Source organism: Chelatococcus caeni (assembly GCF_014196925.1).
Lineage (GTDB): Bacteria > Pseudomonadota > Alphaproteobacteria > Rhizobiales > Beijerinckiaceae > Chelatococcus_A > Chelatococcus_A caeni.
Genome location: NZ_JACIEN010000002.1, coordinates 319,256 through 332,516, shown reverse-complemented (window position 1 = coordinate 332,516; position 13,261 = coordinate 319,256). Strand labels below are relative to the sequence as shown.

Annotated in this window: 13 protein-coding genes and 1 tRNA gene; 8 read left to right on the top strand and 6 right to left on the bottom strand. The window is 65.7% G+C overall.

Translation table 11 applies throughout. From position 1 onward, the window contains the following. Window positions 1-346 precede the first annotated feature (346 nt). Window positions 347-715: a hypothetical protein gene (locus GGR16_RS10230; RefSeq protein WP_183316537.1), complete on the bottom strand. Its 369-nt coding sequence runs from the start codon at window positions 713-715 to the stop codon at window positions 347-349. After that, entirely contained in the window at window positions 712-900 is a 189-nt protein-coding gene (locus GGR16_RS10225) for a hypothetical protein (RefSeq protein WP_183316536.1), read from the bottom strand. The genes GGR16_RS10230 and GGR16_RS10225 overlap by 4 nt, the downstream gene beginning before the upstream one ends. Before the next feature lie 257 nt (window positions 901-1,157). Between GGR16_RS10225 and GGR16_RS10220 the strand changes: the two genes are divergently transcribed. The 3 genes from GGR16_RS10220 (at window position 1,158) to GGR16_RS10210 (ending at window position 4,586) form a co-directional block, all read left to right on the top strand. Further along, window positions 1,158-3,404: a phage tail tape measure protein gene (locus GGR16_RS10220; RefSeq protein ID WP_183316535.1), complete on the top strand. Its 2,247-nt coding sequence runs from the start codon at window positions 1,158-1,160 to the stop codon at window positions 3,402-3,404. Window positions 3,405-3,489: 85 nt separating this feature from the next. Then, window positions 3,490-3,732 (top strand): hypothetical protein, encoded by a 243-nt coding sequence (locus GGR16_RS10215; RefSeq protein ID WP_183316534.1) that lies wholly within the window; start codon window positions 3,490-3,492, stop codon window positions 3,730-3,732. Between the two features lie 281 nt (window positions 3,733-4,013). After that, window positions 4,014-4,586 (top strand): hypothetical protein, encoded by a 573-nt coding sequence (locus GGR16_RS10210; protein WP_183316533.1) that lies wholly within the window; start codon window positions 4,014-4,016, stop codon window positions 4,584-4,586. Here GGR16_RS10210 and GGR16_RS10205 read toward each other — a convergent pair. Continuing rightward, complete coding sequence (locus GGR16_RS10205) at window positions 4,561-6,096, bottom strand: HEPN domain-containing protein (protein WP_183316532.1); 1,536 nt, start codon at window positions 6,094-6,096, stop codon at window positions 4,561-4,563. The genes GGR16_RS10210 and GGR16_RS10205 overlap by 26 nt on opposite strands. A gap of 209 nt (window positions 6,097-6,305) precedes the next feature. Between GGR16_RS10205 and GGR16_RS10200 the strand changes: the two genes are divergently transcribed. Further along, the gene (locus GGR16_RS10200) at window positions 6,306-6,569 is read left to right on the top strand and encodes a helix-turn-helix transcriptional regulator (protein ID WP_183316531.1); all 264 of its coding nucleotides are present in this window, start codon (window positions 6,306-6,308) and stop codon (window positions 6,567-6,569) included. 26 nt (window positions 6,570-6,595) lie between these two features. Then, window positions 6,596-7,759, top strand: coding sequence for a tyrosine-type recombinase/integrase (locus GGR16_RS10195; RefSeq protein WP_183316530.1), 1,164 nt, complete (start codon window positions 6,596-6,598; stop codon window positions 7,757-7,759). Window positions 7,760-7,808: 49 nt separating this feature from the next. Here the strand turns inward: GGR16_RS10195 and GGR16_RS10190 are convergent. Next, window positions 7,809-7,893, bottom strand: a tRNA-Leu gene (locus GGR16_RS10190). A gap of 202 nt (window positions 7,894-8,095) precedes the next feature. Here GGR16_RS10190 and hrcA point away from each other — a divergent pair. After that, the gene (gene hrcA, locus GGR16_RS10185; protein ID WP_210289514.1) at window positions 8,096-9,265 is read left to right on the top strand and encodes a heat-inducible transcriptional repressor HrcA; all 1,170 of its coding nucleotides are present in this window, start codon (window positions 8,096-8,098) and stop codon (window positions 9,263-9,265) included. 9 nt (window positions 9,266-9,274) lie between these two features. Here the strand turns inward: hrcA and GGR16_RS10180 are convergent, their stop codons facing one another. Together GGR16_RS10180 and GGR16_RS10175 are read right to left on the bottom strand one after the other, a co-directional pair. Then, window positions 9,275-9,595, bottom strand: coding sequence for a hypothetical protein (locus GGR16_RS10180; RefSeq protein ID WP_183316529.1), 321 nt, complete (start codon window positions 9,593-9,595; stop codon window positions 9,275-9,277). 10 nt (window positions 9,596-9,605) lie between these two features. Then, window positions 9,606-10,616: a 1-aminocyclopropane-1-carboxylate deaminase gene (locus tag GGR16_RS10175; RefSeq protein ID WP_183316528.1), complete on the bottom strand. Its 1,011-nt coding sequence runs from the start codon at window positions 10,614-10,616 to the stop codon at window positions 9,606-9,608. A 144-nt stretch (window positions 10,617-10,760) separates the two neighbouring features. Between GGR16_RS10175 and GGR16_RS10170 the strand changes: the two genes are divergently transcribed. After that, the gene (locus GGR16_RS10170) at window positions 10,761-11,237 is read left to right on the top strand and encodes an Lrp/AsnC family transcriptional regulator (protein ID WP_019402464.1); all 477 of its coding nucleotides are present in this window, start codon (window positions 10,761-10,763) and stop codon (window positions 11,235-11,237) included. 174 nt (window positions 11,238-11,411) lie between these two features. Next, window positions 11,412-13,217 (top strand): translation elongation factor 4, encoded by a 1,806-nt coding sequence (lepA, locus tag GGR16_RS10165; RefSeq protein WP_019402463.1) that lies wholly within the window; start codon window positions 11,412-11,414, stop codon window positions 13,215-13,217. The last annotated feature ends 44 nt before the right edge of the window (window positions 13,218-13,261 follow it).

Genomic DNA, 13,261 nt, shown 5'->3' with positions numbered 1-13,261 from the left:
GCCGAAACGGCCAGAAACCGCCCGAGAACGGCCGTGACGCTCGGGCCGGCCGGTTGAGCCGGGGATGGGCAGAATGGCCGTCTCGGGCCGCGAGAGGGCGCGACGTGCGCTTTAGGTACCTTTTGGGGGGAGCGCGGCCTGCGGCGGCGCGGCGGCCCCGAATTCGCGTGTTTTTCAGCTAGGAATTTTCGGCCTTCGCTTCGCCTTTTCGGAGCCTGACCGGAACGATCGGCCGCGACTGCAATAGCGCGGGCCGTGACGCTCATCGAATGCTTTGCGACGGCATGTCTGCTCGGCGATACAATTTTCGACCGCGCTGCGATGCCTGCGGTTCCAGCTGTGACGATCAGCCGACCGTGTCGAAGCGGTCGACGAGTGCATTGACGGCATCGACCCCGCCGTCAAGGACGCGCCGGCCGATCAGCGCCAGCAGCTCCTCGGGATCGCGATCGAGCCGGTCAGCGATGTCGTTGAGGCGCTGGCGATCGCTGCGCTTCCAGCGAAGCGTCAGGATGTCCTCGTTCGGCCGGCCGGGACGCCGAAGGTTCAGAAGGCCGAAGGACCGCAGCACTTGGCCAACATACGCGGCTGAGGTGCCGCCGACGAGCGCCGCGATCTCGGCGGGCGTCGCACCCGTCCCCGCCAGATAGGCCGCATAGACGCGATCCTGCTCCGTCCACATCCGCTGCGTCGTCATCTTCGGCGCCGCCGTCACGCTGCCCTCGCCGTCGACTGCCCCAGCGCAATGGCAACACGGGCGGCCAGGACGCGGGCGCGCTGTCCGCGCCGCTCAGCAAGTTCGTCGCGCAAGATGCGAAGGCGGGCCGTGTCCCGCTGCGCGTGTGCCTCGGCAAAGAACAACTCAAGGCGTTCGATCTGCAATCGCTGAAGCGGACGCATAGGCGATCCTCCGTTTCTCTCGATATCGGGTAGCCTGCCGCCATTTTCGCGTCAATGAAAGTGTGCGTTTTCCAAATCCATCGTTTTTATTCGCTCCAAAATTTCCAATTCCGAATATCGATCGGCTTTCGCCTTTGAATTGTCCTCGCAAATAGAATGAAGATCGCCGATTTGGTATGATCTACTCGATTATCAATTGATTTCTCGATGCGGCGAAGTGCTCGAAACTCGGGAAATCGCAAGTCGAGGCAATTTCAATGGCGAGCAAAACCAGCACTTTGACGGTGCGCCTGATCGATGCCGTCACCGGGCCGGCGCGGGCTGCGGCCCGCGCGATCAAGGGCATCGGGGCAGCGGTCGACCAGACCAATTCGCGGCGCCTCCTGATCGGCGCTGCCGTGGCCGATATGCGGAAGAACGTCGGCCGCGCCGCGCGCGACATCAAGCGCAACGTCGACACGCTGACGTCGAGCATGGCGATCCCGATGACGCTCGTCGGCGGCTTCGGCGCGAAGTCGGTCTATGAATTCGAGAAGATGTCGAACGCCGTCAAGGCGGTCACGAACATCACGGACGAGCAGAAGAAGTCCCTTCAGAGCTATGCGCAGGAGCTGAACAAGCTCTTCCCGTTCAAGAACCGGGACATCATGTCGGCCGCCTTCGAGCTTGGCCGCGCCGGCTTCAAGTATGAGCAGATCATGGGCTCGCTGCGCGGGACGCTCAATCTCGCGCTCGCCGGCGATATCGAGTTGCAGCGCAGCGCCGATATCGCGACCAACATCCTGACGGCGATGCGCCTCCCGGCGCAGACCGCCGAGGAGGCTGCGTCCTCGCTTCAGCGCGTCAACGACGTGATCGCCTATGTCGCAGCGTCGAGTAATACCGACGTGGGGCTGATGGGCGACACGCTGAAGTATGTCGCGCCGATCGCCAGCGCGGCGGGCGTCTCGCTTGAGGAGCTTGGCGCGGCGGGCATCGTGCTCGCCAAGGGCGGCATCCGCGGCGCCGAGGCCGGCGTGGCCCTCCGATCGGCCCTGACGCGCATGGTCAAGCCCTCCCTCGATGCGCGGCAGGCAATGGCCGAGCTGGGGCTTTCCTTCGAGGACTTCGCGACGTCGTTCCGCGCCTTCTCGATCGACGAGCTTGCGGCCGGCATGAAGAACGTCGGCTTCGACATCAAGCCCGTCATGGGCGAGCTGCGGCGCAAGCTCGAAGGCAAGACGCTCGAAGAGAACCGGGGCGAAATCTACGAGGTCATTCTTGAGACGCTGATCGGCGGGCTCAAGATCGACAAGGTCGTCGACCAGCGCAAGGTCGCCAAGTCGCTGTCGCGCTTCATTTCCAGCCAGGCCAATGAGCTGGACATGATCGGCCTCTTCGAGGCGCTCGTCGAGAAGGGCGCGACGACGGGGCAGATGGCCCGCATCTTCGATCAGCGGCAGGGCGCGAGGCTGACGAACCTCCTGCGCGACACCTTCGGCACGCCCGAGCTGACGACGGCGCTCGAAGATATCGAGAAGAACGCCGCGGGCGCGACCGACCGCATGGCGGCCACCCGCATGGAAGGCATTGTCGGCGTCGTGGCCGCGCATGTCGCCGCCTGGGAGAACCTTTTCATCGCCATCGCGAGGTCCGGCGTCCTCGAAGCCGTGACGAACATGCTCAACAGCATCACCGGCGTGCTTGAGCGGGCGGCGAAGGCAAGCCCGGAGCTGCTGAAATTCGGCACCTATGCCTTCCTGAGCGTCGCGGCGCTGGGGCCGCTGACGCTCCTCCTCGGCGGCTTTCTCGCAATCCTGCGGGCGATCTACGCGACTATGGTTCTCATCTCGGGAAGCGCGGCCGGGACCATCGCTGTCTTCCGGGCAGCGGCCGGCGTGGGCGCTGCCTCGGGCGCGGCCGGCGCGGCGGGCGCCGCCGCCGGCGCCGCGGGCAAGCGGGGCCTCCTGAGCCGCGTCCTGCGCTGGGGCGGGATGGCCGGCGTTGCCTGGGGCGTGAAAGACCTGCTCGGCCTCATCGACCCGAACGGCAACCTGTGGGGCGCGACGAGCGGGATCGATGCCTGGACGAAGCGCCACCTCGGCTTTGATCCGTCGAACATCGGCGGGGACGGCTCGACGATGCCGGGCGAGACGCAGGGCGAAGCGCGCGCCGAGCTGCGCTCGCGGCTCGAAGAGATCGACCGCAAGATCAGCGCGATCGAGGCGCGGACGCATCCCGCGATGCGCGACGCGCCGAACCCCGAGCTGGATCGCCTGCGCATGGAGCGGGCCGGCCTCGCAAACGAGCTGGATGCGTCGGCCGCGGCGCGGGCCGCTGCTGAAGCGACCGGCGATGCGTTCGACGCGGCCTTGGACGAGCGGCTGAGGAAGACGGCGGAGATGGTCCGCCAGCGCGCGAGCCAGATGATGAACGACCTGAGCTTTACCGCGAGCCCGACCATCCAGCCGAAGATCAGCGGCGCGACGCTGCGCGGTGTGCATGCCGATACGGGGGTTGATTGAGCGGCTGCCGCAGGGCGCCGTTAACGAATAGCTAAATAGGATGAGGCGGGCACTTCTGCTCTGCCGATCGAAGAAGGAATTAGCGATGAGAAAGCCATTCGAACACGACGGACAGACCTATGACGCGCGTGCCGAGACAGTCGGGGAAAGCGTACAGATAGCCATCTTCTATGGGGGGCGGCGTCTCTACACTCTTGAAATCGCAATCGAAACGCTAGCCGACATGCAAACGCAGCCAGCGACCGAGGGCACTACGATCGCCAGCTTGACCGACTACGTCATTTCCGACTTCAAGCGGCTGATTGATGCTGGTCTGTTGAAGATTTAGGCTTCTCCAGCCCTATCGCGCGCCCGGCGGGCCGGCGCAATGGAAGGCCGTTTCCTTGCGAAAAACCCTCGGTCTCGCGCCTCTTCGCCGCCAAGTTGGCGTGCCCCGGTAGGTGGGTAGCCGCCCGCCTCTTCCCGTCCGTTCCAGGCCGAATATTCGCCCCTTTTAAGATTGTCGCGGCATCGGGGCGGCGGTCCATCCGCCGCCCCTCCCCGGCCCGGAGTTGCTCTTTTCACGTCTCCCGATAACGGACCAGTCGGCTCAATCACGGGAGGCTCCCCATGCCAAAGCAGCATCCGGCCGATGCGGCCGACATCGCGAAGATCGCGCAGGCGACGCACTTCAACGTGCATCTCCGCACCGGGCCGCACGAGAAGGTCAATCGCCGGGCGAAGACGCTCGCCGCTGCGATCAAGGTCGCGGATCGGCTCGGCAAGACGGCCGGCGGACGGCAGCCGATGATCTACGCCATCGCAGCGGATGGCGCGACCGTCCACGTCCCCGTCGCCATGATCGCCCAGGCGCGCCGAGAAGCCGCCGCAGCGCCGCGGAGGGCCGCCGGCGCGCGCAGCGGCGCCGGGCAGCCGGCGAAGGCCTCGCGGCCGAAGGGCCGGCGCGCTGAGATAGCCGAGAGCGCCGCCAAGGGCATCCTGCCGCCGGCCCCCGACTTCTCGGCCCCGACGCACGCCCGCTTCAGGAAGAAGCTCGACGCGGTCGTCGAGATGGTCAAGGCCGGCGATCTCGAAGGGCTGCGCGCCTTCCATATCAATCCGGTCTCATCGAGCCCGAAGGCGATCGCGAAGTATCGCGACCTCGCGGTCATCGCCCTTAAGGCGAAGCGGGGGGCGGGGTAGGCCCGCGCTTGTGCCGGCGTCCGCGGACGGCTAGTTGTTTCTGATCGTTCAGGGTATCAGAACCCCTGAGCAGCAGCCCCTCGTCAATCTTCGTTGGGGTCTGGTATTCCGGGTGAGTTAGGAGCACATCAAGGGCGAAGCGAAGCAGGTCGGAAGCAATCAAGCGTTCCCCGGCGTGTTTAGTGTCAGCCGGTTCGGAGGCCTTCTTTGAGGTTTTTCTGGTTCGCCCATGGACGATGGCTGATCTTGCCTCATACAGTCGCTTGACCTTCGAGGTGACCTCGATCGCGGGGTATGCGGGGTCTGCACGGAGAAGCGCAAGAGCTCCTGCGCGAAGCCGAAGTTTATATGCGAGCGACTGGTTCTGATCGTCGCCCAGGAGCAGTTCGAGGCCAATTGTTCCGTCGAGTATCGCGTCGGCCGCGTCCGTGCGGGTGAGGCACCCATTAAGTCGCCGCACCGCCAATCGCACTGCCTCACTCTTATTATCAATGACGGCTCGATAGATGCGGCGGGTCTCGTTGAGTTGGCTGACCGTGACCGTTGATCCCTTGCGGATCCAGCCATAGTTGTCGTACTCGCTCGGATACTGGCGCAAGGTCGTGCCATAGACAGGCGTGAGGTCGCAGAAGTAGCTTAAGGCCCACCCCCTCGGTACCCACAAGATTTGCGCATACCCGGTGCTGATCCCTGTGGCTACTCTCAGCGCTCCAAAGAAGCTATCGATTGCGTCTACGACGTTTGCGGAGGACTGACCCAGCGATTTGGGCACCTCCTGAATGGTGTCAACCTCAAGGGTCCAGTCTTTGGATACGAAGGCATGGGTCGCCGCGCCAACCACCATCGGCACTGCCCCTGAACCGAGCGTGCTTATTCGGGCACGTGCCAACTGCATTTTCTTGGGTAAGCGGGTGATGTAGGCCGTCTCCGTGAGGGGAAAATGGTCGACCTCAAAATGCGTCATGGCAATTGGAACGACCAGCCGCAGGCCAAGACTGCGCCGGAGGGAACCCAATACGAGTGGGAAGATAACTGCACTTCGCCTTTCTGCTTCGATGGGAGCATCCAGTCCGTGGAGATGTAGGTATCTCTCCACAGCGTCGCCGACTAGGTGGTCGACAAGCCAATCTGACACAGTGTCTTTGTCAACAGAGCTCGCCAAGTCAAACCGTTTGCCAATCTCGTGGCTTCGGAGAAAGGCTGCGAGTTCCGCACCCTTAGGAAAGCCGTCAACAGGTCGGGAATAGCCAATCAGAAGTCCAGCGAGGCCGCGAGGTCGCATCGTGGATACGTAGTCCTTCGGCGCCTCGTCTCTGTAGAACCCCATTTCTTTGAACGACGGAAAGCCGCTGTCCAGAATGGACATGATAGGATAATCGTGGTGCGGGCCGACGTATTGGCCGGGTGCCCTCACCTGCTTCACAACTGCGGCGTGCAGTTCATCGAAAGCTGCCTCGAACAAGTCGATGTAGCGGAGAAACTCCTCATGACGCTTCTTCACCGCCTCCAAGCGTTTCGTCTCTGCGGCATTTGAGGGCATCGCTATCGGGTTCCTTTGGTGAAGCGAGCGGCCGAAGAACCTATAGCGGTCATCAGGCGCCAGACAAGCGAAGCACCACCCAACCTATCATTTCCGCCGCGGACGACTGACGGACGGGCGCGGCTGGCGAGCCACATCGCTTCCCCGTGAAGGCACGAGACCTCACGGGGGCTATTAGAATGAAGATCGATGGCGCCGCCGCCGACCGCCGTGACGTTCTTCCTCGATCGCTGCCGCCGCGCGGCGTCAACCGCGTCGAGGCGGCCCGATACATCGGCGTATCTCCAACCACCTTTGACGAGATGGTCAAGGACGGCCGGATGCCGAAGCCCAAGAGGGTCGGCTCCCGGACGATCTGGGATGTCCGCGCGCTGGACTTCGCTTTCGACGCATTGCCAACTGACGGCGCGCCCGCCGACGTGTGGGCGCGCTTCGAAGTCTGAACGCAAGAATGAAGGACTGATCGGAAATGAAGATCAAGCTGAAGCACGTCTACCGTGAGGTAGACCGGCACGGGAAGGAGCGGTTCTATTACCGCCATGAAGGCAGGGGCTCCCGCAGCCCGCTTCCCCATCCCGAGAGCCAGGAATTCCCCGACGCCCTTGCGGTCGCCCGGACGAAATGCGGCGCGCCGGCCGTCAAGCCGGCGCAACCCGAGAAGCAGAAGCTCGGCCGCAAGCCGAAGCCCGCGCCGAAGATGGGAAAGCCTGCGCCGGGCACGCTGCACGAGCTTTGCGTCCGCTACTTCAAGTCTCCTGACTTCATGCGGCTTGATGAGCGGACGCGGTATGTGCGCCGTCAGATCATCGAGCACTGCCTTCAGGAGCCCATCGCGCCCGGCGCGAAGGAGACCTTTGCGGAAATCCCGCTTGATCGGCTGACGCCGAAGGCGATCCGCGTGTTGCGGGATCGCAAGGCGGACTTCCCCGAGGCTGGGAACAACCGCGTCAAGGCGTTCCGCCAGCTCTTCAAGTGGGGACTTGAGGATGAGGCCGAAGGGCTGGACCGAAACCATGCCCGCGATGTCGCCTATTTCCCTTCGTCGGGAGATGGCTTCCATGCTTGGACGGTTCACGAGGTCGCGCAATTCGAGAAGCGGCATCCGATCGGGACGAAGGCCCGCCTTGCGCTCGCGCTCCTGCTCTATACCGGGCAGCGCCGGTCAGACGTTGTGCTGATGGGTCGGCAGCACGTCCGCGATGGCTGGATGCGCCTGACGCAGTTCAAGGGCCGGAAGCGCAAGCCGGTGACGCTTGAAATCCCGATCCTGCCGGAGCTTGCCGAGATCATCGAAGCCAGCCCGACCGGCGACCTGACCTATCTCGTGACCGAATACGGCCGGCCCTTCACGAGCAACGGCTTCGGGAACTGGTTCCGGGATCGCTGCAACGAGGCCGGCTTGCCGCAATGCTCCGCACACGGGCTTAGGAAGGCGGCAGCCGCGCGGCTCGCGGAAAGCGGCTGCACGATCCACGAGATCATGTCGATCACGGGCCACATGACGATCAAGGAGGTCGAGCGCTATACGCGCGGTGTCCGTCAGCGGGCGCTTGCCGGCGCTGCGGCCGACAAGGTCAGGAACATCCGGGAAACGCATTCTCCCGAACCTGCCCGGTTAGGGAAGGAAAGTTAGGGAATAATCTCACCTAACGCTTTGATTTTATTGATACTCTTTCAGAAAATGGTGCCCAGGAGAGGACTCGAACCTCCACGGCTTTCACCACTGGTACCTGAAACCAGCGCGTCTACCAATTCCGCCACCTGGGCCCATGTCAGGGCAGGCGTCTGTCTAAGCATGCGCCCCGGGCTTGTCAACGGCGCTTTTGCGCGGGCGCCCGCCGGCGCGGTGGACAATCGGCCGCAGCGGGGCGGGGGGCGCGGGCGCGCGGCCGCAGGGATCCACTGCAAGGTGCCGGCCGTTGCTTGAAAAGCGGCTGATCGGGCCCATAATCCCAAGGAAGACAGGAGCATGACGGCCATGAACGTGACGCCACGCGGTGCCTTGCCCCCCGGCGGCGCCTCGCCGGGCACGGGCGCGCATTCCGGCACGGCCTCCGGCACGACCGCAGGCCCGGTGGCGGAAGGGCCGCGCCCGCTCGTCGAGCTCAACGAGCGCTCGCGCGAGATCTTCCGCCAGATCGTCGAGAGCTATCTCGCCACGGGTGAGCCGGTGGGCTCGCGCAACCTCTCGCGCATGCTGCCGCTGCAGCTCTCGCCCGCCTCGATCCGCAACGTGATGGCCGATCTCGAGCAGACCGGCCTCATCTACGCGCCCCACACCAGCGCCGGGCGCCTGCCGACGGAGCTCGGCCTGCGCTTCTTCGTCGATGCGCTGCTCGAGATCGGCGACCTCACGGCGGCCGACCGGGCCAATATCGAGAGCCAGGTGCGCGCCGGCACCGGCAGCGCCTCGCTCGACGGCGTGCTCGCCCAGGCGACGACGCTCCTGTCCGGCCTGTCGCGCGGGGCCGGCGTCGTCGTCACCACCAAGCAGAACCTGCGCCTCAAGCACATCGAGTTCGTGCGGCTCGACCCCGGCCGCGCCCTCGTCGTGCTCGTGGCCGAGGACGGCTCGGTGGAGAACCGCCTGCTCGACCTGCCGCAGGGCCTGCCCGCCTCGGCGCTGACCGAGGCGACGAACTTCCTCAACGCCTGCATTCGCGGCCGCACCCTGGGCGAGGTGCGCGAGGAGATCGACCGCCGGCGCGAGGAGATCGCCCGCGAGCTCGACGCGCTGACGGCGCGGCTCGTCGAGGCCGGCGTCGCCATGAGCGTTGGCCCGGCCGAGGAGCGCCAGCTCATCGTGCGCGGCCAGGCGAACCTGCTCGAAGACCTCCGGGCCGCCGAGGACCTCGAGCGCATCCGCCTGCTCTTCGCCGACCTCGAGACCCAGAAGGACGTGATCGACCTCCTCTCCCGCGCCGAGGAGGGCGAGGGCGTGCGCATCTACATCGGCTCGGAGAACAAGCTGTTCTCCATGTCCGGCTCGTCGATGATCGCCGCCCCCTTCCGCGACGGCACCCAGCACATCGTCGGCGTCGTCGGCGTCATCGGCCCGACGCGGCTCAACTATGCCCGCATCGTGCCGATGGTGGACTATACGGCGCGCGTGGTGTCGCGGCTGCTGGAGGGGCGGTAGGCGCCCCCCTCACGGGAACAGCATCATCGCCGCCTCGGCTCCGGACGCCTCGTCGAGGGCGATGAGCTCCACCGCCATGTCTGCGGCGACGCCCGCACGCCAGCGGGCGAGCGCCGCCTGCGCCGCCGTCAGCGTCGCGAAGCGCACGGCGACGACCTCCTCCGGCCGGGCGGCGCCCGTCGCCAGCCGCCCGATGAAGAGGAGGCCGCCCTCGCCCCGGAGCGCGAGCCCCGCCGCATGGGCGAGGATCGCGTCGCGCACATGGGGCGCGTCCGCGCTATAGCGGCACAGCGCGATGGCGGGCGAGGAAGCGGCCGGTTGCGCGGCCATGGCGCCGCCCTCAGCCGTTGCGGAAGGTGTAGCTGTAGCCGTTGATCGCCGGCACGCCGCCGAGATGCGCGTAGAGCACCTTCGACCCGGCCGGGAAGAAGCCGCGCTCGACGAGGTCGATCATGCCCTGCATGGATTTTCCCTCGTAGACCGGGTCGGTCATCATGCCTTCGAGGCGGGCCGACAGGCGGATGGCGTCGAGCGTCTCCTTCGAGGGCACGCCATAGGCCGGATAGGCGTAGTCCTCCTTCAGCACGATGTCCTCTTCGGTGATGTCCTTGCCGCCGACGAGGGCCGAGGTCTTCTGCGCGATGTCGAGCACCTGGGCGCGGGTCTTTTCCGGCGTGCCCGAGCCGTCGATGCCGATGACGCGGCGCTGGCGCCCGTCCTTGGCGAAGCCCACCACCATGCCGGCGTGGGTGGAGCCGGTGACGGTGCACACCACGATGAAATCGAAGGAAAAGCCGAGCGCCGCCTCCTGCGCCCTCACCTCCTCGGCGAAGCCCACATAGCCGAGGCCGCCGTATTTGTGCACGGAGGCGCCGGCCGGGATGGGATAGGGCTTGCCGCCCCGGGCGCGGACGTCTTCGAGCGCCCGCTCCCAGCTTTCGCGGATGCCGATGTCGAAGCCCTCGTCGACGAGTTCGACCTCCGCCCCCATGACGCGCGAGAGAAGGATGTTGCCGACCCGGTCGTAGACGGCGTCGTCGTGCGGCACCCAGCTCTCCTGCACGAGCCGGCACTTCATGCCGATCTTGGCCGCGGTCGCCGCCACCATGCGCGTGTGGTTGGACTGCACGCCACCGATGGAGACGAGCGTGTCGGCGCCGCTCCTGATCGCATCCGGCACGATATATTCGAGCTTGCGCAGCTTGTTGCCGCCGAAGGCGAGGCCCGAGTTGCAGTCCTCGCGCTTGGCATAGAGCTCCACCTTGCCGCCGAGGTGTTTGCTGAGACGCTCCAGCTTCTCGATCGGCGTCGGGCCGAAGGTGAGCGGATAGCGGTCGAATTTTTCGAGCATGGCGTGGTCTTCCCCTTGGAAATGGATGGGAAAAGCCTAGCAACAGCGCCCTGAAGCGTCCTCCCGAAGTGTATGCCATTTATGCTTTGTTCTTCCAGCTTGTCCGCATAGCATCGCCTTCATGTTTCATCAGAAGGCCATTTGATGAAAGAATCCGCCACGCACGAACTCGACCGTACCGACCTGCGCATCCTCAGGCTGCTGCAGGCGGACGGGCGCATGGGCAATGCTGAGATCGCCAAGCGGGTCAACACCAGCGCGGCGACGTGCCACCGGCGCATCCAGCGCCTCCTCGCCGAGGGCTATGTGTCGGGCGTGCGGGCGCTCGTCGCGCCCGAGCGGGTCGAGCGCGGCACGCTCGTCTTCGTCGGCGTGGTGCTGGACCGTTCGACGCCCGAGAGCTTCGCCGCCTTCGAGGAGGCGGTGCGCGCCATGCCCGTGGTGCTCGACTGTCACGTGGTCGCCGGCGATTTCGATTATTTCCTGAAGATCCGCGTGCGCGACATGGTCGATTTCAACCGCCTGCACGGCGAAAAGCTCATCGCCCTGCCCGGCGTGCGCCAGACGCGGACCTTCTTCGTCCTCAAGGAGGTGGTCGACAACGCGCCGCTCGCGTTCTGAAGCGCCTCCCGCGCGAGGCACTTTGCCCGCCCCTGCGCCGTGCACCCCTTGGCGGATGGCCCGCACGCTGCTATTCCCGCGGCTTGACGATCACGGCCGCGCTCCCGCCCCCGCCTGCGCAGGAAGGCCGTCACAGCCGCGGGGACAGGCGGGCGAGCGAAACGACGTTCCGACATGACAACGAAGCCCATCGAGACCATCCGCAACTTCTCCATCGTCGCGCATATCGACCATGGCAAGTCGACGCTCGCCGACAGGCTCATCCAGAAGACGGGCGCGCTGTCGGACCGCGAGATGCAGGAGCAGGTGCTCGATTCCATGGACATCGAGCGCGAGCGCGGCATCACCATCAAGGCGCAGACCGTGCGCCTCGAATATCCGGCCAAGGACGGCAAGACCTACGTCCTCAACCTCATGGACACGCCCGGCCACGTCGACTTCGCCTATGAGGTCTCGCGCTCGCTGGCGGCCTGCGAGGGCTCGCTCCTCGTCGTCGACGCCTCCCAGGGCGTCGAGGCGCAGACGCTCGCCAATGTCTACCAGGCGCTCGACGCCAACCACGAGATCGTGCCCGTCCTCAACAAGATCGACCTGCCGGCGGCCGAGCCCGACCGCGTCAAGGAGCAGATCGAGGAGGTGATCGGCCTCGACGCGTCCGATGCCGTGCCGATCTCGGCCAAGACCGGCCTCGGCATCGAGGACGTGCTGGAGGCCATCGTCACCCGCCTGCCCCCGCCCAAGGGCGATGCCGGGGCGCCGCTGAAGGCGATGCTCGTCGATAGTTGGTACGACGCCTATCTCGGCGTCGTCGTCCTCGTGCGCATCATCGACGGGACGCTGAAGAAGGGCACGACCATCCGCATGATGCGCACCGGCGCGACCTATCCGGTGGACCGCGTCGGCGTCTTCCGGCCGAAGATGACCAATGTGGACACGCTCGGCCCCGGCGAGGTCGGCTTCCTCACCGCCTCGATCAAGGAGGTGGCGGACACCGCCGTCGGCGACACCATCACCGACGACAGGAAGCCCTGCGCCGAGCCGCTGCCCGGCTTCAAGCCCGTGCAGCCCGTCGTCTTCTGCGGCCTCTTCCCGGTCGATGCCGCCGATTTCGAGGACCTGCGCGCGGCCATGGGCAAGCTCCGGCTGAACGACGCCAGCTTCTCCTACGAGATGGAGACCTCTGCGGCGCTCGGCTTCGGCTTCCGCTGCGGCTTCCTCGGCCTCCTCCACCTCGAGATTATCCAGGAGCGGCTGGAGCGCGAGTTCAACCTCGATCTCATCTCCACCGCCCCCTCGGTGGTCTACCGCCTCAAGATGAGCGACGGCAGCGAGCGCGAATTGCACAACCCGGCCGACATGCCGGAGGTGATGAAGGTCGCCGAGATCGCCGAGCCGTGGATCCGCGCCACCATCATGACGCCGGACGACTATCTCGGCGCCATCCTCAAGCTGTGCCAGGACCGGCGCGGCGAGCAGGTGGACCTCAACTACGTCGGCAAGCGCGCCATGGTCGTCTACGACCTGCCGCTCAACGAGGTGGTGTTCGACTTCTACGACCGCCTGAAGTCGATCTCGAAGGGCTACGCCTCCTTCGACTACCAGATCACCGACTATCGCCCCGGCGACCTCGTCAAGATGTCGATCCTCGTCAACGGCGAGCCGGTGGATGCGCTCTCCATGCTCGTGCATCGCACCCGCGCCGAGATGCGCGGCCGCGCCATGTGCGAGAAGCTGAAGGACCTCATCCCGCAGCACCTCTTCCAGATCCCGATCCAGGCCGCGATCGGCGCCAAGATCATCGCCCGCGAGACCATCCGCGCCCTGCGCAAGGACGTGACGGCGAAGTGCTATGGCGGCGACGTCTCGCGCAAGCGCAAGCTCCTCGAGAAGCAGAAGGAGGGCAAGAAGCGCATGCGCCAGTTCGGCAAGGTGGAGATCCCGCAGGAAGCCTTCATCGCCGCGCTGAAGATGGACAGCTGAGGCACTTGGCCTCAGCCCCCGCCGCCTTTCGTCGCGGCGGATTC